Source organism: Niastella yeongjuensis, assembly GCF_900110245.1.
GTDB lineage: Bacteria > Bacteroidota > Bacteroidia > Chitinophagales > Chitinophagaceae > Niastella > Niastella yeongjuensis.
On record NZ_FOCZ01000009.1, the window covers coordinates 92988 to 114110 of the forward strand.

The following is a 21123-nucleotide window of genomic DNA, read 5'->3' on the forward strand; positions in this document are numbered from 1 at the left end:
TTGAACTACAACCTTGGATCAACCGGTTCACTTTCCAATGCCAATACGCCAAAAACGCATTCATGTACGCGGCGCAAAGGTTCTTTTTTTATAAATCTTTCCAATCCTTCCACGCCCAGGGCAAACTCGCGTAAGGCCAGGGAGCGTTTGGTGCTCAGGCCTCTCGATTTTAACCGGTTCAAATTCTCAGGGGTGGTATATTCCGGTCCATAGATAATGCGCAGGTATTCCTGTCCCCGGATCTTGATGGCGGGTTGAACCAGTCCTTTTTTGTTGGTATGAATATAATCGAAAGGTTTCACTACCATGCCTTCGCCGCCTTTTGCCGTTAGCGACAACCACCAGTTGGTGGCATCCTGTATACTGGCTTCGTTGTTCAGGTCAACGATCTTATATGGGGTAGAAAGCAATACGGCGGGGGCTTCTTCACAGATCAGCTGGATGTTTTCCATATGCCATTCGTGCGACTGGTCCACCCAGGTTTTTCCTTCGGTGGCCAGAATATGAAATGGCGCCAGCTTATAGTCGGTGAGGCGATGAACTGGCCAGCAGTACCGGCAATAAGCTTCAATGAACTGCGTGGTTTGCTGTTGTTTCAATTTGTATTGCTGCAACAGCGAGAACACGGCTTCATTGCGCGTGGTGGCTTGTTGCAAGGCAGCTACGGCGCTGTGTAAACTTTGTTTGGCAGCAGCGCCTACGGAGCCGTATTGGGTTTCCAGCAGGCTTTGTGCCTTGGCACTCCAGGGCATCAACTCCGTATCGAGGCAAACCCAACTGGTTTGGAACCGGTCATAGAACCCGGATTTCTCCAGGGCATCATTTACTTCCAACAGAAAATCCTGTTCTGTTTTTTTGTCGGTAAAATAATGCCGGCCCGTGCGGGTGTATACGGTGCCAATGCCTTCATTTTCTATTCCAAATGTTTGCTTGATGGCATTTTCATCGCGGCCTACTATTACCACTGCCCGCGAGCCCATGTGTTTTTCTTCACATACTACTTTCTCTACGCCCACACTTCGGTAATATTCAAACGCTTCTGTTGGGTATTCCAGGTAATCATCGAGTTTGCTTGTTTCAGAAGGGCTCATCGTTGGTGGCAGGTAGATCAACCATTTGGGGTTGATGGCAAAACGGCTCATTACCTCCAGGGCGGTGATGGCGTTCTCTTCTTTGATGGTTATTTTATGGCCATAGGATGTTTCAACAATATGCTTGCCTGTTACATCGGCAATGTCCAGCACATCGTCGTGTTGTTGTTGCAGCGACAACTGGCCTTCTTTTTTATGCAGGGGACGCTTTGATACGGCGTATTCGCGTTGAGATGGTACGCTCATGAGTTCTTTCTCCGGATAACGCAGGGCAGTCAGCTTGCCGCCAAATACGCAACCGGTATCTATATCGATCGTTCTGTTCAGCCATTGCGGTTCGGGTACGGGGGTATGGCCATACACCACCATAGCCTTTCCCTTGTATTCAGCCGCCCAGTTATAGCGAACGGGTAAACCAAACTCGTCAATTTCACCGGTGGTTTCGCCATACATACAAAAATCCCTCACGGCGCCGCTACCCCTGCCATGCATTTCTTCCCGTAAGCCGGCATGTGCCACTACCAGGTTGCCGCCATCAAAGACATAATGACTTATTAGTCCATCCAGAAATTGTTTTACGTCCTCTCTAAAGGCAGGTGTTTTTTTATTTAACTGATCAATAGATTCCTGCAAGCCATGCGCAATGGTTACGTCTTTTCCTTTCAGCCACTTGACTAATTTGGCGTCGTGGTTACCGGGAACGCAAAAAGCGGTACCGGCTTTTACGTTGGTCATTACCAGGTCTAACACCTCAGGTGTTTTTGGACCGCGGTCAACCAGGTCGCCCACAAAAACCAGTTTACGACCGGCGGGGTGACTGTATATTCCTTCTGTATGTTGATAGCCCAGTTCCAGGATCAGTTCAACCAGTTCATCATAACAGCCATGAACATCGCCAATAATATCAAACGGACCGTGCTCCTCTTTTTTGTTGTTGTAGAGTGGATCACGAATGATCGCTTCAATAGCATCTACCTCTTCGGGTGTACGTAATTCAATAATATTCCGGAACCCTTCCAGTTTCAGGTGTCGTACACTTCTTCTCAGCTGACTGATCTGTTGTGGGATCACGTGTTTACCAAAATCCCGGTCGGGGCGGGTTTCGTGACGTTGTACGCACAACTTCTCGGGCATGTTGATCACAATAGCTACCGGCAGTACGTGGTATTCGCGGGCCAGCCGGATCCAGTCTTTACGGGCGCTCTCCTGTACGTTGGTGGCATCTATTACCGTTAATAAACCGGCTTTCAGGCGTTTGCCGGCAATAAAGCGAGCCACGTCAAAAGCGTCGGTAGATGCTTCCTGGCTGTTCTCATTATCACTAACCAGGGCGCGGCATTGATCGGAAGAAATGATCTCCGTTGGTTTGAAATGTTTCCGCGCAAAGGTTGATTTGCCTGAGCTGGATGCACCCATCAACACCACCAATGATAATTCCGGTATATGTATGTTGTTGTTATTTGCCATATGATCCAAATCGCTGACTTCCTATAATGAATTCCTTGTTTTAAAAACCGCCATTTGCGTGAGGGCGCCTACTTCGGGGTCTTCCTCCCCTACTGGTTTATAAACCACATTGTAGTTGTATTGTTCGGCAATGCGGTTGCCCCATTGTTGAAATTCGGCCCTCGACCATTCAAAGCGGTGATCGTTGTGACGCATTTGTCCCGGTTCAAAATTTTCAAAGCGCTGGTTGTATTCGGCATTGGGTGTAGTGATAATCACGTCCACCAGTTTGGCATACTTGAAAAGGATCTTTTCCAAGGCGGCCAGTCGTGGTTCATCCAGGTGTTCGATCACTTCTACCAGGGCCGCCGCATCAAAACCTTCGATGCGTTTATCGCGGTAAGTGAGGGAACCTTGTATCAGCTCAATCCGCTCCCGTTGTTTGGGCGATAGTTTATCGAGCTTTAATTTGTCTTGTGCAATTTCGAGGGAGCGATAGCTTACGTCCATCCCCAAGATGCGTTCAAACTGTTTTTCAGCCAACAATAATCGTAGCAGCTTGCCTTCCCCACAGCCCAGGTCAACCACTGTTTTTGCGTGGGCGTTTACCAATTCATCCCGTACGGCCTGCAACCGCACATCATGTATTCGCAGTTTCTGTTCCGGTTCTACTGTCTCTTCTTCATCATCCTCGCTTACTTCGTCTTTTAACAATATTTCCATGGCCTGGTTTGCGAGGCTGCGTTGATGTTTTAAATACCGCAGGGTAATGAATTCGCGGGCGGGGTGGGTGGGCAGCCAGTCCATCCCTTTTTCCAGCAGTTTTTCCATTTCCTGCTGGCCGATCCAGTAGTGTTTGTCGTTATCGCAAACCGGGATCAGGATATACAGGTGCGACAATAACTGTTGAACCGTTAGGGTGTTGGATAAGCGGACGGTAAAATACCGGCTTTCGCCCCATTCGGGAAATTTGGGATCTATGGGATGCCGTTGCAGGTGGATGGTATAGCCAAGCGGTTCAAACAATTCTTTCACGACGGCTTCACCGCCGCGTACCGGGAGGGCGGACAGTTCAACCTCTAAAGGCATAGGAACTGTTACCAGTTCGGGTTTATCCTTGCAACGTCCATTCATGGCGGTGGAGAAAGCCTTTACAATGGCGGCGCTCATAAACGAGCTGGCCACGTAGGGGCGGTCGTTTACATATTGCTCCAGGGCAAAGTCATTACCACGCGGGCCGCTGTTGCGGCGCACGAGGCCAACGGGGTCGATATCGAGCAATAAACAAACGGTGCACCTGGTTTCAGATACTTCGGGATAAAATACGTGGGCCTTCCCTGTTGAAATTTCAACTTCATGCACTTTATCAGGGTGCTTGTGCAGCAGAAAGCTCAGGTCTGAAGCCGGTTGATGGGTAGATGTAATGGTCAAAAGCATACGATCAATTCACCAGCAATTTAATAAATAAACATAAGCGGTCCATTGAGGGGGTATTTATGGATGGAAGCGGGCAGCAGCAGGAAGTAGGGTAATTGTGAATTTGGAGCTTCCCTTTCTTTAGTCTAATATTAATGTACAAATGACAATATATTAGCGGGCCGTGTGCAACGGAACCCCGGAGCAGCGCGTCTTTTCGACAACCAGACATAAAAACAAACAATGAACCGGATAACATTACTAGCGATTGCCACCAGCATGACTCTTATGACCCAGGCACAAACGTATTCCTGGAAGAACCTGCCCAAAGTAACCCTGCCAATTTTCAAAAAGGACACCCTTAACATCACGAAATTTGGCGCCATACCCGACGGAATGACCCTGAACACGGAGTCCATCAACAAAGCCATTGAAGCCTGTAGCAAGCAAGGCGGTGGCGTGGTGATGATACCTCAGGGTATCTGGCTCACCGGGCCTGTTGTACTAAAAAGCAACGTGAATTTGTATGTAAGCCGGTCGGCCGTACTGCAGTTTACAGGCGATAAGTCGCAATACCCGTTGATAGAAAGTCATTTTGAAGGCAAGAAAACGGTGCGCAACCAAGCGCCCATTTCCGGTACTGACCTGGAAAATGTAGCCATTACCGGCGATGGGGTTATTGATGGCAATGGTGATGTTTGGCGGATGGTGAAGCGGGATAAAGTGACCGAAGGCGAATGGAAGAAGTTCGTAGCCTCAGGCGGCGTTGTAACGCCTGACGGACGCAGCTGGTACCCTTCCGAATCTTATATGAAAGCCGAGTATGAAAAAGGTCCCAAAACCGACTATACAGCGATAAAAGATTACCTGCGTCCTAATATGGTGGTGCTCCGGAATTGTAAGAAAGTATTATTACAGAACGCCACTTTCCAAAATTCCCCTTGCTGGAACTTACACACTTTATACTGCGAGCACGTGACCTTCGATGGGGTACGCGTCCGCAACCAGCCCAGTGCTCAGAATGGCGATGGAATGGATATAGAATCCTGCTCATATGTAGAAGTAAAAAACAGCACCCTTGACTGTGGCGATGACGGCATCTGTATCAAGTCGGGCAAAGATGAGGAAGGCCGTAAGGTGGGTAAGGCATCCCAGTTCATCTACGTTCACCATAACATCGTTTATAAAGCTCATGGCGGTTTCACCATCGGCAGTGAGATGAGCGGTGGCGCTCATGATATCTTTGTTACTGATTGTTCCTTCATCGGTACCGATGTAGGCCTCCGCTTCAAAACCCAACGCGGTCGTGGTGGCATTGTCGAAAACATCTACATCAAGAATATCAACATGCGCAATATCGTGAATGATGCCATCTCCTTCGATATGTACTACTTCGGCAAACCTGTTAGCCTGGCGGCTGGTAAAGTGGAGATTCCTCCGGTGAATGAGGGCACTCCGCAGTTTAGGAAATTCTATATTTCTAACATCGTCTGTGATGGCGCTTCGCGCGCGATGATCATTCGTGGATTGCCTGAGATGAGCATTAAGGATATTAGTCTTAGTGATGTGGTGATTAAATCGCGCCGTGGTGCTGATCTCATTGAGGCCAGTAACGTTTCGCTTTCTAATGTGGCTTTGCAGTGTACAGAGACTTCGCCGTTGATAAATATTGAGAATAGTCAGGGGTTGTCGTTTGTGAAGGTGCGTTCACTGAATACGCCGACGCAGTTTTACAGTGTGAATGGGGATAGGTCGAAAGAGATTAAGGTGGATATAGTTGCTGAAGGGAGTGTGCAGTTTGGATATGGGGCGGAGAAGAGTGCGGTTGTGGCAGGGAAGTAGTTGGTTAAAAAATATTTGGAACCCGCTGGTGAAGACTGGCGGGTTTTTGCTTTTGGGCCCCTTTGTTCATTTTTTTGTGATGTTCATGAATCATGAACATTTTAAATTTTTGAACAACTTAGGTTTCCAAATGAAAATTGTTACTTGTAACGGATTGATGCAAATCAATATCTTCAATTTCTTCTTTAAATTAATCATTGATTTACAATCACATAAACAAGTCATTTTTGAAGTGATATTAATTCACTATTTTGTGAACTATTTTCAGGATATATTCGTTTATTATTTACGGCCATGGAAATTACATTTAACGACCAAGAGCTTGCAGATCTTTATGAAGGAAAAAAGGTTAAAAACAAATTGTTTCGATCCAATCCACAGCTGGTAAAACAATTTATAAAAGCTGTTAATTGGTTACGAAGTGCAAATAAAATAGAGCAACTATACCAGATAAATAGCCTTAACTACGAAAAATTGGTTGGTGATTGGGCTGGTTATAGTTCGGTAAGGATTAACTCAAAATACAGGTTAATTTTCAAAGAAATAGTTTCTGATAAAGAGCCTTTTGATGTGTTACTAATAGCAATTAAAGAGATTTCAAATCATTATAAATAAAACCTATATACCTATATCATTGTTCCTGGGCGCGCAACCAGTTTTTAAGGGCGCAAAAAGTATATGTCTATCAAACTCAGTAATCTCACGCCTTCAATTGCCATTCATCCAGGTGAGCTTTTAAAGGATGAATTGGACTCACGTGGAATAAAGCAAAAAGAATTTTCCGAATTAATTGGCGTTCAAGCTACTCAATTAAATGAAATCATTAACGGAAAAAGAGGGATAAATGCAGAAATGGCTTTACTATTTGGTAAAGCTCTCAATATGGATGTTAGTATATGGATAAACCTTCAAAACAATTATGAGCTTGACCTCGCAAGAATAAATGAAAAAGTACAAAAAAGGTTAATGGCTATTGAACAATGGCTACAAATACAACAACGTATACCTGAAAAATATTTAAAGAAAAAGGGATACCTGAAGGGCAATCCAATCCATGATATTGATACAATAAAGACTATTTACAACTTAAATAATATTGACCAATTATTGGATTTAGATAAGGAAGCATCTTTTTATAAATTGAGAAAATCTTCTACTGTTTCAATTGACAGTACTAATCTGATTGCGTGGACAAAATTAGTTAACTACGAAGCATCAAAATTAAAAGTTGAAAAGTTCAATAAGCAAAATGTCAACACCTTAGTTACAAAGCTAAAAGATGTATTTTGGAAAAATAAAAACACAGTAAGTAAAACCAAAAATATTTTATCTGAGTTTGGTATTAAGTTAATCATACTTGAAAATCCAGAAAAATGTCCAATAGATGGGTATACATATTGGAATAAAAGCAACCCTGTAATCGGATTAACTTTATCACATAACAGAATTGATTATTTTGCCTATACACTGTTTCATGAATTAGGCCATGTCTATCTGCATGTTCAAAACAACAAAAGCACTGAATTTGTAGATTTAGAATCTGATAATATAAGCAGTGATCAAAACAAAGAAGAGAATGAAGCAGATTCTTTTGCTAATGATCATCTTATTAATCCGGAAAACTGGAAGGAGTTTATCAAATCACCCATAAAAAACAAAGAAGAATCTATCATTTATCTAGCTAAAAAGGAGAAAATTCATCCAGCTATTATAAAAAGTCGTTTAAGTTTTGAATTAAACAACAGAATAAAAGCTCAAATAGATCATACTATTTATTGATACATTCTTAAGTTCTATTTTAAATTACTTATCGAAAAAATTGAAGTTTTCCGACTAATAGTTTGATATTACAGTGGTTAGAAGATCGCTTTTGAAAATCGCTACCGGGGAGATAACCGTTTCGTTCATTGGTATATTATCTCCGTAACGTTTATTCATGGTACCTTTAACAACCTTATTATCTAAATCAAAATTGCTTAATTTTTCAAGCTTACCAATGTCAATATGTGCACCTCGTTTATATACTTTCCAAATCAACTCTGAACAATAAATTCTTTCATCTGACCATTCAAAAGTCAGGTCATAATTTTTGCCTTTTAACCGATTGCATACTTGTTTCATATTTTCAATAACAGTGTCTGTCAAAATTTGATCAGCATTTATAAGTCTTTTCACTACATATTTACCATCTTGCCCCCGTGCAATCCATTTGTCAAGAGGGGTAATTTTAACAGGCTGTACCGCTTCAAAGACGTAATAATTTTGCCCATTTTTAAAGATAAGACCACAATGAGAATACTTTGATTTTGTTGCCAGCTGAATTGCTTTACTTTGTTGAGAAAGGGATGTTTGAAAGATGATATCACCATTTTTAAATTTCCCTTCATCAAGTAGCGTTATTTTATTATTTGTATTAATAGTTTTGCGTGCAGGTTCTTCTGACTTTTGTAGCGAATAAAGTGCACTTACCATTAAAAGGCTTATAATGCCAACAATGATCACACCCTTTAGACGTTTTTGATTACTTATTTCCTGCATTTTAGAAATTCCTTAGGGGTTATATACTGTAATAATTAGGCTATGAAAAGCTGTAATTGATGAAGGCGCTGATATTGTTAGCATGTTTTTGTCTCTATAAATCCTCAAAGAAGTCGTTATCAAGGGTCTTAACTTCATATTGGGCTTTAATCTGTACACCAACATTGTGTTTAATTGCATAATCTGATAAAAGAACCCCATTTATTAAGATTATCCTGTTTTGAGGATTCAACTGCGCAGTCTTGTACGCATCTGGAGTAAATTCAGATGTAGTTATGAATACTCCCTTATTAGTTCCCTTTAAACTAAGGGCACCTATAAAGTCCCTTATATCTTTAGATTGCACTTTACTATCAGCCCATTTTTTGGCTTGCACATATACACGGTCAAGTCCAAATTGATCCTGGTAAATAATACCATCAATACCATTGTCTCCGGATTTGCCCACCACTTCATATGACCGCTCTTCTAAGGTACCATAACCCATTTGATTTAATAGCATCAATACAAACCGTTCAAATTCTGCAGCAGTTTTTCCTTTTAATATACTCAACAGATCCAATGCTAATTTCTCATGCAACGTTTTTATAGTATTCCCTAGCAATTCATCTGGAGTCACTTCTTCATTAGCTGGATAGGAGATTAAAGTGTCTGGATTCTCTTCAGCATTAGTGTTTTGCCACTTTTTAATATCATTCAGTTTCTTTAAATAACTTATGCTTATGCTATCGACTTTTTCTTGCAATAACTCTTTTCCCTTTTCAGTTAACTTATAAACACCGCGTTGCGGATAATTAATAAATCCAGCAGTTTTTAAATAACTTATTGCCCAGGTAACTCTATTTTTAAATAAGGGTTGTTGACCACTTGGCACTCTTACCCTCAAATCGTCTTCTGATAATCCAAAATGTTTACTTAAATTTTGAAGAACTTCTGTCATAGGGTATTGTGGGCCAGTTCCTAAAAATTTCAATAGAGGCAGCATTATGGTTTGGAAGTCAGGGATCATAATTATATCAGGATTTATATAAATACTTCAACTAATAGACTTGCTAATTTTTTATACTAAACTTAATTTATTAGACATATTTCCTTGGACAAAAATTCTCAAATACATAAAAAACCGCCGAGGTTCCGTAATAAGGTTAGCAACCGGGGTTCTTTAATTATGGCGGTTCGTGTAAGTATGCCATTGATAGCGACCTTTGCCTTATTTAAAAAGAAAGATAGCATCCAACTGTTATTAACCCGTTCGCTAAAAGCTAGTAGCTTGATTATTTCACAAATTTTCTGAGTCGCTGGTATACAACACCCTTTCAAAAACCCCAATCACTTTCAATTCATTCAATTCATCAGGTTCTATAATAATTGGTTGATACGAACTGTTGTAAGACAATGGGTTCAATGTAATAGAGGCATGATGCCAACCTTCTCCATCAATATATTTCTTACTTCTATACTCCTTTACTGTAAAGCCATTTCCGAAGTCCTTATCTTGTATACTGGTGTGTTGAACAAGAACAATCTTGCCTTGTCTTGTACCTCCCTCATCTATTCTAAATAGGCAAGTTGAACCGCTCGGAATCTTTTTATTCATTGATTCACCAACAACTTTACAGGCAAACATATTTTTGGTTGCACGAATGTCGTCAGGCAACTTAATCCATTCTTTTGGCTCTGTAACTATTTGATTAGAGCTAAATCCACCAGCCGCTGCCATTAGATCAAAAAGAGGAACAGAATTTGTCAACAAAGTCTGCTGTCCTACATCATGACTATCAGAATTAGTTAGATGTACTTTATCTGGTACTTTGGCCATATGAATATGCCTGGAAAGATATTTTCTCAAAGCAGGATCACAGGCATAAACAGAAGTACCATGGATTCCCCTTTGTAAAATGGTAGTATATATATTAATGATATATTTCTTTAACTTATTAGGATCAACAATTCCCGCCTTCGCGTTCCTGTCATAATAATTATTCTTTAATATCACTATCTCATTCTTTTCTTCATCATAAGAAATTTCTCTTCCGAATATAATACCAGCATAGTTAAGATCATATCCCTGAGATGTATGGATACACCCCACTTCATTAATTGCATTTGAGGAATTGATCCAATCCTTGATAGTGCTATTCCATCTTAAAGGAACATTGTCAACATTTATATCATACAAACTATTATTCTTTTTAGAAATCCATGGCCATGAATAGCCTGCTACTAATCGCGACAACCCTTTCTTATCATTTTTTCGCTTTATATCATCAACCATATCACTTAATGAATCAAACAACACAAAACTGTATTTCTTTGATTCAAACTTTTGTTCATTCGGATTAATTAAGCAATTCATAAGCTTATGAATGTAATCCACATAGTCTTTACCTCCTTTGACTCTCAGTTGACTTTTTAAATGTTCCAAGCAAGTAGAGCTCTGCCTCTTTAGTTTTTCAAAGTCTGCTGAATCCAGGTCAGAGGGTTTAATGGACTGGAATTCGTCGTAAAACAATATTACTTTTTTCCCTTGTTTTATAACCCAGTCCAGCTCTGTATTTGTCGATTCATCAAAACCAAGCCTGGTACTGATTTTACCAAAATCTCTAAAATACGACCCCAGATTTTCTCTTCTCCGAAGCCTGTGTGCTTCTTCTACTACAATAACATCATATGTTTCATCTGCTATTTCGGTTGGACCAACAACCATTTTAGCCGATAATCCTTTAACGTTTCTAAAGACCTTCTTCAATGTTTCTCTGAATGAAGCCATTGGAACTACCAGTGCCATTTTAAGATTAGGAGGGAAACGCTTTTTCAATTCATAGAGTGTTTCAACAAACGCGGTTTCATCGTCTCCAAACTCTTTCAGATTAACATCAGTAAAATCTGTATTAAGTAATTTAAAAAGAAAGATCGCCAATACCGTTTTACCTGTACCAGCTCCACCCTCAATAAGGGTAGTTTTAATGCCGTCATCAAGAAGACTTTTCATTATTCTGATCAAACTTTTACTTTGATCAGGATTGAGGCTTTTATAAGGCGAGTATTTAAATAAATTAGAATTAGAGATATCCTCCAGGGAGTTATTAACGATACCTTCATTTTTTAGTTTACTCCATATATCCTTAAATATGTCCCAATAAAGTCCGTTTTTTTGGAAATAGTTATGATTAGCAAGTCCAATATTGGCATTTAACAATTCAAAAATACCATCCCCGGCAATATACTTTATCAGATTATGTTCTATATCCAGGGTAGCAGATTTATTGAATTTATCGGAGGTGATAAGATGTAAGGTGGTTAGTTTACTTTTTTTCTCATTTTTAAGATGCGCTTCCATTCTTGTGTATACATCTGTTGTTTCCCCAATATACATCTCTTTATTATCCCTAAGTAAATAAATAACCGGCCACAATGACTGTGCGAAATCATTGTTATGGAAGACCTTATTAACGTGCTTGTCAAAACTATACTTTTGAATATCGCAAATCACATCCATATTTATAATTCATTGTACTTCCTTGCATTTCCTTTCGACTTATCAACAGGGTACTTTTCACCGTTCACCCTGATCTTTTCCATCATTATATCCTTAATGTTCAGTCCGTATTTATCCGCCAACAGAAAAGCATAAGCTAATACATCAGCCAGTTCCTCCTGCACTTTTTCCATTTTCACATCCTTAGCGTCTTTCCATAAAAACAGCTCCAACAGTTCGCCAGCTTCCACATTAATAGCCAATGCGAGATCTTTGGGATTATGGAATTGTGCCCAGTCACGATCGTCCCGGAACTTTTTAAGCTCTCCAGTTATGAGTTCAGTGTCGCTCATAATTTTCTTTTATAAATATGTAAATGTGCTTGATTATCAAATTGGGAATCTTAAAATGCAACTCAAATCTTATCTAAGCTGCCAGCAATTTTACAATATGCCAACATTTTTTAAAATGAATCATTTCCTTTTACACAACGACGATTCACGTTACTTTTTCAGGACACTCGCATTTGACTCAATTAAGTCTCTTATATCTACCTTTAACAACAGCGAAATATCATAAAGTACTTCCAGTGGAGGTTGCTTCGTATTCGAAACCCATCTTGATACCATGCCTTCAGTATAGCCGATTTGATCGGCTAGCCACCGGTTTGTTTTGTCCTTTTCAGCCAAAGTCACTTTTAACCTGTTTATTTTTCTTTCAGCCATCACCGTGATATTGTTATAACCTGAAAATTAACGACTTGTATTTTCTTCAACAATATTTGCGCTATAAACGCATACATTATAATTATTAATACATACATTTGCGCTATAAAGCAATTCCAGCTAGATATCACTTCACCTATTCAATACTTTTTCAACCATGAAAACCATTAATCATCCCGGTTGGTGCTGCGAACCACTTCGTTTAACACCAGGCGAAACCCAAAATCTGCACTCAGTCCTGGAAGACTTCTTCCAAACCTACACACTCCAAGACGTCCGCGAAACACTCTGGCAATGGGTCACCAAAGCAGTATTAAGCTCAAACAGTCATCCAAATGACGACCATGAGCGTAACAACAACCTATACCTTTACGAAAAGCTGGTGGCCCTGGTAGAAGCCGCCTGGATAATGAGGCAAGGAATCGGACAATCAACAAAGCAGGAAAGCCAAAAGCCTGTCAAACCAATAAACGCACTTGCAGCCGCAGTATTAAAAATCCCCTTCACCAAACCACCCCGACTGATCGAAAGAACCACTTCCGCACCAATTGAGGTAATAAAAGAAGTATTCGACCAGCTTACCCTTTGCGACCTCACCGAAGACTTACTACCCAACTGGCTGCAGGTAGCGCTTATTAATACACAAAGTCCGTATTCGAATGGGAATGGGCGGAAAGTTCTGTGCGAATTCTATGAGCTCTTGATAACATATGTATCCAAACTGTATATCATGGAAAAGAGCCAGCAGTTTGCCAACCCATCATCCCTGTTTACCGACTTCTTTCAACAATGCCCCATCGATTACGTGCGTCGCGAACTAGCTGATTTCCTGGAAGCCGGTGTCGGTTACAATGGCGCATACCCAAACGGTTTCACGCCCTGGCAAGCCTGGATGACGTACAACCATGTACTATGCCTGATCGAAGCGTCTTATCAATTGTACAGCAACCAACACATGCAAGCTGTAACGATTCGATTGTATAGCCCGAAGAAGCATGACTTCGTATGAAATGTCGAAATACCAGGATGAACTGCTATAAGCACGTCATGACCTAAGCCACGATGATTTTACCTTTGTGGTCATAAGAAGTAAATAGCCATTATGAACAAACACACATTTCCCCTGTTACTTTTTAGCCTGATCACTTTACTAAGTGCCTGCGATAAGGATGATAAAATAGACGAGCCTGAAGTAGTTATACCCCAATCCCACATCAAAAGCATCACCTGGAACAACGGCCTTGCGGGAAACTTCGTATACAATGCCGACAGTTCCCTAAAACAGATCGATTATACCTATCAGAATGTCGGCGGCTTTACTGGCTTTGGCTGGTCAGGCAACCAACTCACCGAATTGTTCGACGGCCGCTCTTCCTACATGAATGTATTTGAATATGATACCAACGGAAAGCCGGTCAAAATGAGGAACGTTCCAAAAGCCGATCCTTCTGATACCCAATTTCAATTCGAGTTCCTGTACAGCAGCGATAAAAAGTTACAAACCCTAAAGTTTTCGATCGTCAACGGTCAGGGCACCGAACTGCGCAATACCAGCACTTACCATTATAACGCCGCAGGAGATCTTGAAAAGGTGATCACTCAGTCCAGGAATGGTGTTGTTACCCATACCATAGACTCCTATTCACCACCGGTTAGTTTCCTGCCTGCCCACTACATCGATCCAGCGCTGCTGGAGAATTATACCATTTACAACATTGCCGTACTGTGGCAGTTGCAACAGCTACATAAATTGCCAGCTAAAGTAACCCGCATAGTGAAAACAGGTTCCAACCCTGACTATGTTGATAAAATAGAAGACCAGACATTTACTGTAAACAACTACCGCATGGAGAAAGTACAATCAACCACCAGCTACCCTCAAATGCCGGATTATACTTCACACTACGATATGACATACACCTATTATTAAGGAATACACAAAGGCGCTACTATCATAATTCTGTGTCGCCGGAACGAAACCTTAACAAAAGCTGGTACAGTTAAGTGATATAGTAAGACAGTAAAACTGTAAATGATACAGTAAATGCTATAATCAATTTAAAAATGTAAACCGTTCCAAGATATTTGGAATACTGAACTACGTTGAACTTCCTGCACAGGGTGCTATCGGAACGGCGCTCGGACTGTAGGGTAGTGGTCTGGTAGTTGTCTGATTATTGTCTGGATATTGTCTGAATATTGTTTACAGGCAGTACTATTCCAGACAGTATCCAGGCAGTCCGCAGGCGATACCCAGGCGCTAATGCTACCATAACACTACCATTCCGACACAATTACGTCAGACTACATTGTGCTTCTGCGCCGGACTTGAGCCGGGATTGATCTCAACTTTGTTCGGGATTTGTTCGGGTTTTCCCCGGAAACAGCCGAACATTCCCGGAGAGAATCCGAACAAATTCCGAACAACCCCAAAAGCAAAACCGGCCCAAACCCGAAGCGATGTCAGACAATGGCAACCAACATCTATCAGCTATAGCGTTATAGAAAACTTTAGCAAGTCAATTTGAAAGAAAGTACCGGAAGATGGATTTTAGGAGATTTTAGAAGCTTCTATATCGATATAGATTTTACTCTATATCGACCATCTGTAACTGCAAGATCTTTTGGGATGATTTTTCACATTTAGCGGATATATTTCGCAGGATAGCATCAACCGATGTTTCTAGATCTCAAAAACCGCCTTCTTATTAAACTTATAATGCTCACCATGATGCACATACCCTAACTGATTGGTAAGCAAGGTTGTATTGCCAATTTTAAACGGTGGGATGTTGAAATGATGATGCCCATAGATCCAAAAATCCGCCCCTGAATCGTGGATCAGGGCATGCAATTCCGTTACAAAAGCACCATTGAGCGGACTTTTCCGGTATTTTTTAGGATAGTCATAAAAGGTGGGTACATGGTGCGTTATTACTATGTTTTTTTCGGTATCTTTTTCTTTAAATGCTGTTTCTAAAAATTCAACCGAGCGGTTATGCAGCTGGTTAAACCGCTGCGTTGTAAAATTTTCTTCTTTCCATTTTATGGCACGAAAATCGGAAATGTTTCGCTGAATGTCCAACTCATGTAACACGTCGACCTTACTCCACAGTGTACTACAAATAAGACTCACATCCCTGTATTCAATCACCTGATTATTCACCAGCCATACATTGCTCCGCAGCTTTTCCAACAACGGATCAGCTACTGTTGCCAGATCATAACCATAATATTCATGATTACCGGGAATCCAGTAAACTTGCTCAAAGTGATCAGCAATAAAATCTATAAATATTGATTGTGTATTGTGTAAAGCAAATGGCAGTATGTCACCTGCCAGGATCAATACTTCACCCACCGGTTCCAGCAGGTGCCGCTCCATGTATTTTTTATTCGCAGGAAATTCAAGGTGCAGGTCAGAGCAGTATTGAATTGTCATGGGCAAATTTAGGTGAGTATTCCGGAAAATCCGGATAACTCAACTATCCGGTTTTTCCGGATAGTTGAGTTATTCGAAAATTTCGAATAGCTGACACTATTCATTCTTACCATCTTTTCCCTGCTTAATATCTTTCAGCATCTTTTTCTCTTCCTTTTCCAACTTACGTTGTACTTTTTTTACATCTTCTGCCGGTGGCAATTCCTCCGGCTTGATCCCTCGTTCAAGCAACACAGTTCGTACAGCAGAATTGTTGTCTATATGTTCTTTTTCAATAGGGTCCTGTCCTTTCAGATCTTTCGTTTGTACATTAAAGCTTGTCATTTCAGCCGCCAAATCCTTCGCTTTTATACTTATGGTTGGAAGAAAATCAGCTACAGGCCGATTATCCGGTACGCCCATTTTTGCTTTTAATTGAACGGTTGAAAGTTTAAATAAAGCCTGATCTCCTTTGGAACGAATAAGCGCAAAACCTTTCTCATCTACCCCGCGCTCATACAAAATTCCTGACAGTTGCTTTTCTGTCTGGCTCAGCTTTTCCCTGGCTTTTACCCGTTCGAATTCTAATAAACGCTGCTCCACCAATTCAGCTCTACGGGTTTGTACAGCAAAATAGGTCTGAGAAAATGCAATTTCCTGCTTCCGGCTATCACCATTTTGACCTACCAGGTAGCAAGCATACCGAGTCAATGCAATATCTTCCACTCCCCTTTCTGTTCCAGAACCGATATGGACCATTTTCCTGACGTCAGGAAAATGGTCTTCAACCTGCCCTCCTGCATTTCTACAGGCATCTTTTGCTTTATCTATTACCTTTTCAAAATTCTCCCACTTGTTATAACCTAATAATGTCTGCATTTCACGGGCGCTCCAGCATTCTACATCATCGATGTTATAACAAGCAGCTTCAAACTTTTCAAATAGCTCCTTAATTAAATCTTGTTTCATATGGCTTTCTTTTGTGGTTATTAAATCGTTTATAGCGTATAAACTATATAAACAACTTTTACAACCTTTAGTACTATTCGAAAGCCTTTGATACAAATAATTTTTTATGTCCCTTTTAATTTACGGGTCCAGAATTGACGGCTCCCGATAAGCCAGGGGTACCATGATAACTGATGAATCGGCTACAGGACATAGCACCAACCGGCAACTTAACAGTGTTAACCATTTTCCTGACGTCAGGAAAATGGTCCATCAATCATCCTAGCTACTCACATTCTTCCCTACATAAAATGTATTCGCAATCAACTTCTCTTTATCGATGGAAATCTCCAGATTCAACCTGTTATACTTCCAGTTGTAGCCCAGCAATTGCCAGTCATACATACTATATACCTCTCCTGTTATTGCTATTTCCTGATCAGTTTCACCTAAACATTTCTTTACATACTCGCTGTCAAGTTCTGTATAGGTGAGCGCAAATCCTACGACCGTATCATCCACCAAATTGAACTTATAGCCATCGCATTCATACGTCCTTTTATTTACCTCATTCACTAATGGATAAAATATTTTGTAGTTCACCTCTTTGTCGTTCAGCACCGATTCCAGTTTTGCCCTGCTGTCTGAAATCATGATCCCATTCAACATAAACTTAACGTTTGTGCCTTGGCTTACCATTTCCGTCCAGTTTGGATCCAATAATTCAACAATAGTTTCGGATAACATGCTTTATAATTTTACGCACTAAAACCAAAATGAATCACATACACGCCTGACTGGGTTTCCACCAAAAGATCTTCTCCGATCTCATCTGTGCCTGATGTATATAAGATATCTACTCCACAAACCTGTGCTACTTGTTTAATTTCCTTTGATTGCAAAAAGGCAACAATTTTATCCGCTACTTCATATTTCCAACTGTGAAATTTTTCAGAAGTCTTATCCTTGCCCAAAGAGGGTGCCTGATAATTAGCCCAATGGTCGGCCAGTTCAATAAATTCGCTTTTCAAATCTGCCACAGCCTCCAGTGTAAGATTTTTTAAGTCAGCAAATGGGATGTATGTTCTGACTCCTGTTTTGTTATCAACCCAGTATGGGTCCTTATAGACAGGAATATCACTTAAGGTATTACAAATCCTTAGCGTTAGATTTTCGCCCTCCTCCAGGTTCAATAAAGAAAAATGCCAATATCCCCATTCGTCATTTAACGTTTCGAATTGCAACTCGCGCAGCAACTCATCCAAATATTCTCTTTCCTCATCTTTCTCCAGACTTATTAAATTCTTATGAACCATTATTCTCTAAAGTTATTTTCCGAAGCAATAATACAAAAGTTCATTGTGTATTCTAACTATCTTTGCACTCCCATAAATGAAATATATGTCGAATCGCCCCGATCCCGCAACCATCAACGAACCACAGCTTTTTGGCAACTACGAAACGCCGATGCTCCCCATTCGATACGCAGTAGACCAGGTAGACCCTGCCCTACTGCAATCGTTCATCGATACCGGCGCCGATGTAAACATCGACATCGGTGGCGGAATGACGCCCCTACATTTGGCTGTTGGCTTTTATATCGATGAAATGACGCATACCGGCCGGGAAACATTCTCTGATAAGGAACAAGAAATTTTCAACATCCTGCTTCGTAGTGGCGCTGATCTGAATAAAACAAATAAAGAAGGACAAAAACCACTCGACGTAATAAACGAATTTGCCTTTAGTAAGGAGGGGTTCAGTGAATTGCTGGACCTGTTCAGACCAATCATTCCTAACATAGACGAACTGGTTACCTACATTGGCTAAATAAAATGAGCCCCCGCCATTCGACGAGGGCTCACTTACAAGCTATCAGAAAATACTACCATCCCGGTTCAGACTTTCTATAAATTTGACCTGTCAGGACCGCATGAACTCTCCGATTGTTTAAGACCCAATGGCGGACCTTACAGGTCAGCATACTCACTTCACATAGAACCGTACAAACTCACCAAACCCCACTGCACTCATCCCTGTTACTCCCGATCCACTACCAATGCCAGTTACCGGGAACGCTTCATACTTCTTATCCTTCACATAAATATCGGGAGCAAAATCGTAGGAATCACTTGCTTTGATCGCCGCACCAAAAAGCGTTTCCAGGTCCGATACTTTTATGGTAAAGTTCACCGGCAATGAGGTCACATCCGCTTTGTATAATTTTACATTGGAGGCAGCTCCATTCTTCCGTACCACAATATCCACTTTTGCCGGCGGAGTAGCATCATTGAAATACAACGCTACCTTTACTTTTCCCTCATAGTTACCTGGACTGCCGCTTAATCTAATCGTATCAACCGTTTTTCCCGATTCCAGGTTAGTGGTAACAGCCGGCACATCTTCTATGCTCACTCTTTCGGGAATTGCACCATCATCTTTTGAACAGCTGATGAAGGCAACAATGACTATTAGTATCATTAAGTGTTTCATGTTTATTTTTATTAGTAGTGATCGATTATGGTTGCCAGAATACTTTATAATTTTCAGCTACCTTTTGCGGCGGTGCGTTCTTGTTCAAACCAATCTCCCCGGTACTAAAAGGTATACTCCAGGGATACTTTCTATCGTTCGATACGGGTGTCACCTTTCCATCAGGACCTGTCACACTTGATACTAACCCTTCGGGCGCCGGTGCAAACAACACCGGAAATTTTGTTCTCCGGTAGTCGGTGTAGTTGTCTACAGGGTTCTCAATCCGGTTGATCCATTTCTCGGTCATGATGTATTCCATCTTCTTATTATCATTACCGGCATCAAAGGCTGCAAGTACGCCATCCTTATAAGTTTTGGTAGCCGCTAATGTCGCTATTGCCGGAACGGTTTGTGCCTCGCCTGCCGATCCGGGTTTTACATAATTGGCTACCACATTGTCTACATGCGCAAAGGTGGCATCCAGCGCTTTGCTGAAAACGTCTCTTGCATCACCCGCTATTACGCCTGCCTGTATCAATTCCGCTTCCAGGTATAAACGGTCCGGATAGGTAATAAACTCGTGCGGCCTTGCACCTGTTCCTGCATTCTGCTGACCGAGTGAGTTTACGCTTTTGGCGAGACTGTCGTTAAACCGTCCGCCTGCCGGATAAATACCCAGCATCGAATAGGTCTGACTGTTTGATCCATCCCGGCAAGGGCCATTGGAACCAAAAAGGATTGAAATAAAACCACCGTCGCGGTACTCTGTACAGTTTTCCGGTGTTCCATTTACTCCGCCTATGGCTGATTTCTGGTTATAGATGTAATAAGGCAATCTAGGATCTACGAGCCCCGTGAGGACGTCGGGATTTCTTCCCTTCATTATTTCATACAACCAGGGGCTGAATAGCTGTCCACCCCGCTGGGCGGCGGAATAGTCGCCATACGCCGGATGCCGGTCATCGGTAGTAACAATTGCCCCAAAAGGCATCATAAAACTTTCACTCTCGTTATTAATGAGGGAACCTGGCTGGGCCAGTAAAGCCGCTACCTGCGTTTTAACATCCTGTACCAACCTTACCTGCGTATACAGTTTCAACTTAATGGTATTCGCCGCCTTTATCCATCTGGCCGTATTCCCTTTATAAATGTAATCGTCGTTACCTGGTTTTGATGGGTTGAAGGCCGTGTTATTGAGATCGGCAATCCCTTCATCGAGTAAAGTCAATAATTGGGGATAGATCTCTGATCCTTTATCGGATTTAGGTTGTGAAATGCCTTCATCAAATCTATCGTATTCCGAATAAGGCACATCGCCCCAAATGTCTACCAGCAGGCTTACCGTATAAGCCTTTAGTATTTTTGCCACCCCTGCATATGCAAAACGGCTTTCTGCCGGCGCCCGTTTAATGATCACATTCAGGTTGGAAATGGCCCCATACAATTCATTCCAGTTGGATGAGCCTGCATTATACCTGTCTGCAGCGATACGACCCGTAAGCTGGTGGGTATATAATGACAAGGTATTACCGATGGTTGAACCCAGCGCAATATTATTGCTGATGTTGCGCTCTGCCCCACTCAATACCAGCGACAATGTCACCGATGACGGCGTAGGATTGTTTATGTTCTTATTTACATCCAGAAATTTCTTACAGCCGGTTCCGACAATCATCAAAACCAGTAATGCTGTACATGCGTATATAAAATATTTTCTTCTCATAATTGATGTATTGCGGTATG

The 21123-nt window shown here is 41.4% G+C and carries 19 protein-coding genes; 6 read left to right on the forward strand and 13 right to left on the reverse strand.

Annotated elements, in window-relative coordinates:
• Positions 1-5 precede the first annotated feature (5 nt).
• Complete coding sequence (locus BMX95_RS23000; RefSeq protein WP_081202141.1) at positions 6-2558, reverse strand: polynucleotide kinase-phosphatase; 2553 nt, start codon at positions 2556-2558, stop codon at positions 6-8.
• Between the two features lie 21 nt (positions 2559-2579).
• Positions 2580-3974 carry a 3' terminal RNA ribose 2'-O-methyltransferase Hen1 gene (locus BMX95_RS23005; protein ID WP_081202132.1) on the reverse strand — a complete coding sequence of 465 codons (1395 nt, stop codon included), beginning with the start codon at positions 3972-3974 and terminating at the stop codon, positions 2580-2582.
• A 222-nt stretch (positions 3975-4196) separates the two neighbouring features.
• Here BMX95_RS23005 and BMX95_RS23010 point away from each other — a divergent pair, with 222 nt between their 5' ends.
• The 3 genes from BMX95_RS23010 (at position 4197) to BMX95_RS23020 (ending at position 7574) form a co-directional block, all read left to right on the forward strand.
• Positions 4197-5795 carry a glycoside hydrolase family 28 protein gene (locus tag BMX95_RS23010; protein ID WP_081202134.1) on the forward strand — a complete coding sequence of 533 codons (1599 nt, stop codon included), beginning with the start codon at positions 4197-4199 and terminating at the stop codon, positions 5793-5795.
• Positions 5796-6089: 294 nt separating this feature from the next.
• Positions 6090-6410: a type II toxin-antitoxin system RelE/ParE family toxin gene (locus BMX95_RS23015; protein WP_081202136.1), complete on the forward strand. Its 321-nt coding sequence runs from the start codon at positions 6090-6092 to the stop codon at positions 6408-6410.
• A gap of 63 nt (positions 6411-6473) precedes the next feature.
• Complete coding sequence (locus BMX95_RS23020; RefSeq protein ID WP_090519580.1) at positions 6474-7574, forward strand: HigA family addiction module antitoxin; 1101 nt, start codon at positions 6474-6476, stop codon at positions 7572-7574.
• Positions 7575-7628: 54 nt separating this feature from the next.
• On the opposite strand, the gene BMX95_RS23025 is transcribed toward BMX95_RS23020, so the two are convergent.
• From BMX95_RS23025 to BMX95_RS23045, 5 genes are all read right to left on the reverse strand, one after another.
• A complete protein-coding gene (locus BMX95_RS23025) occupies positions 7629-8333 on the reverse strand; it encodes a YiiX family permuted papain-like enzyme (protein ID WP_207631501.1) in 705 nt (234 codons plus the stop codon).
• Positions 8334-8427: 94 nt separating this feature from the next.
• The gene (locus BMX95_RS23030; protein ID WP_081197842.1) at positions 8428-9342 is read right to left on the reverse strand and encodes a restriction endonuclease; all 915 of its coding nucleotides are present in this window, start codon (positions 9340-9342) and stop codon (positions 8428-8430) included.
• A 270-nt stretch (positions 9343-9612) separates the two neighbouring features.
• Positions 9613-11832 carry a DNA/RNA helicase domain-containing protein gene (locus tag BMX95_RS23035; protein WP_081197843.1) on the reverse strand — a complete coding sequence of 740 codons (2220 nt, stop codon included), beginning with the start codon at positions 11830-11832 and terminating at the stop codon, positions 9613-9615.
• Between the two features lie 2 nt (positions 11833-11834).
• The gene (locus tag BMX95_RS23040) at positions 11835-12164 is read right to left on the reverse strand and encodes a nucleotide pyrophosphohydrolase (RefSeq protein WP_081197844.1); all 330 of its coding nucleotides are present in this window, start codon (positions 12162-12164) and stop codon (positions 11835-11837) included.
• A 150-nt stretch (positions 12165-12314) separates the two neighbouring features.
• Positions 12315-12536, reverse strand: coding sequence for a helix-turn-helix transcriptional regulator (locus BMX95_RS23045; RefSeq protein WP_081197845.1), 222 nt, complete (start codon positions 12534-12536; stop codon positions 12315-12317).
• 409 nt (positions 12537-12945) lie between these two features.
• Here BMX95_RS23045 and BMX95_RS23050 point away from each other — a divergent pair, with 409 nt between their 5' ends.
• Entirely contained in the window at positions 12946-13545 is a 600-nt protein-coding gene (locus BMX95_RS23050; protein WP_133053854.1) for a hypothetical protein, read from the forward strand.
• A gap of 93 nt (positions 13546-13638) precedes the next feature.
• Positions 13639-14466 carry a hypothetical protein gene (locus BMX95_RS23055; protein WP_081197847.1) on the forward strand — a complete coding sequence of 276 codons (828 nt, stop codon included), beginning with the start codon at positions 13639-13641 and terminating at the stop codon, positions 14464-14466.
• A gap of 753 nt (positions 14467-15219) precedes the next feature.
• Here the strand turns inward: BMX95_RS23055 and BMX95_RS23060 are convergent.
• From BMX95_RS23060 to BMX95_RS23075, 4 genes are all read right to left on the reverse strand, one after another.
• On the reverse strand, positions 15220-15978 hold the full coding sequence (locus BMX95_RS23060) for a metallophosphoesterase (protein ID WP_081197848.1): 759 nt from the start codon (positions 15976-15978) through the stop codon (positions 15220-15222).
• A gap of 96 nt (positions 15979-16074) precedes the next feature.
• On the reverse strand, positions 16075-16926 hold the full coding sequence (dinD, locus tag BMX95_RS23065) for a DNA damage-inducible protein D (RefSeq protein WP_081197849.1): 852 nt from the start codon (positions 16924-16926) through the stop codon (positions 16075-16077).
• Positions 16927-17187: 261 nt separating this feature from the next.
• Positions 17188-17652: a hypothetical protein gene (locus BMX95_RS23070; RefSeq protein ID WP_081197850.1), complete on the reverse strand. Its 465-nt coding sequence runs from the start codon at positions 17650-17652 to the stop codon at positions 17188-17190.
• A gap of 11 nt (positions 17653-17663) precedes the next feature.
• The gene (locus BMX95_RS23075; protein WP_081197851.1) at positions 17664-18221 is read right to left on the reverse strand and encodes a hypothetical protein; all 558 of its coding nucleotides are present in this window, start codon (positions 18219-18221) and stop codon (positions 17664-17666) included.
• 85 nt (positions 18222-18306) lie between these two features.
• Between BMX95_RS23075 and BMX95_RS23080 the strand changes: the two genes are divergently transcribed.
• Entirely contained in the window at positions 18307-18735 is a 429-nt protein-coding gene (locus BMX95_RS23080) for an ankyrin repeat domain-containing protein (RefSeq protein ID WP_165758823.1), read from the forward strand.
• A 156-nt stretch (positions 18736-18891) separates the two neighbouring features.
• Here the strand turns inward: BMX95_RS23080 and BMX95_RS23085 are convergent, their stop codons facing one another.
• Together BMX95_RS23085 and BMX95_RS23090 are read right to left on the reverse strand one after the other, a co-directional pair.
• Positions 18892-19398 (reverse strand): hypothetical protein, encoded by a 507-nt coding sequence (locus tag BMX95_RS23085; protein WP_133053855.1) that lies wholly within the window; start codon positions 19396-19398, stop codon positions 18892-18894.
• A gap of 25 nt (positions 19399-19423) precedes the next feature.
• Positions 19424-21103, reverse strand: coding sequence for a SusD/RagB family nutrient-binding outer membrane lipoprotein (locus tag BMX95_RS23090; protein WP_081197854.1), 1680 nt, complete (start codon positions 21101-21103; stop codon positions 19424-19426).
• Positions 21104-21123: the final 20 nt, after the last annotated feature.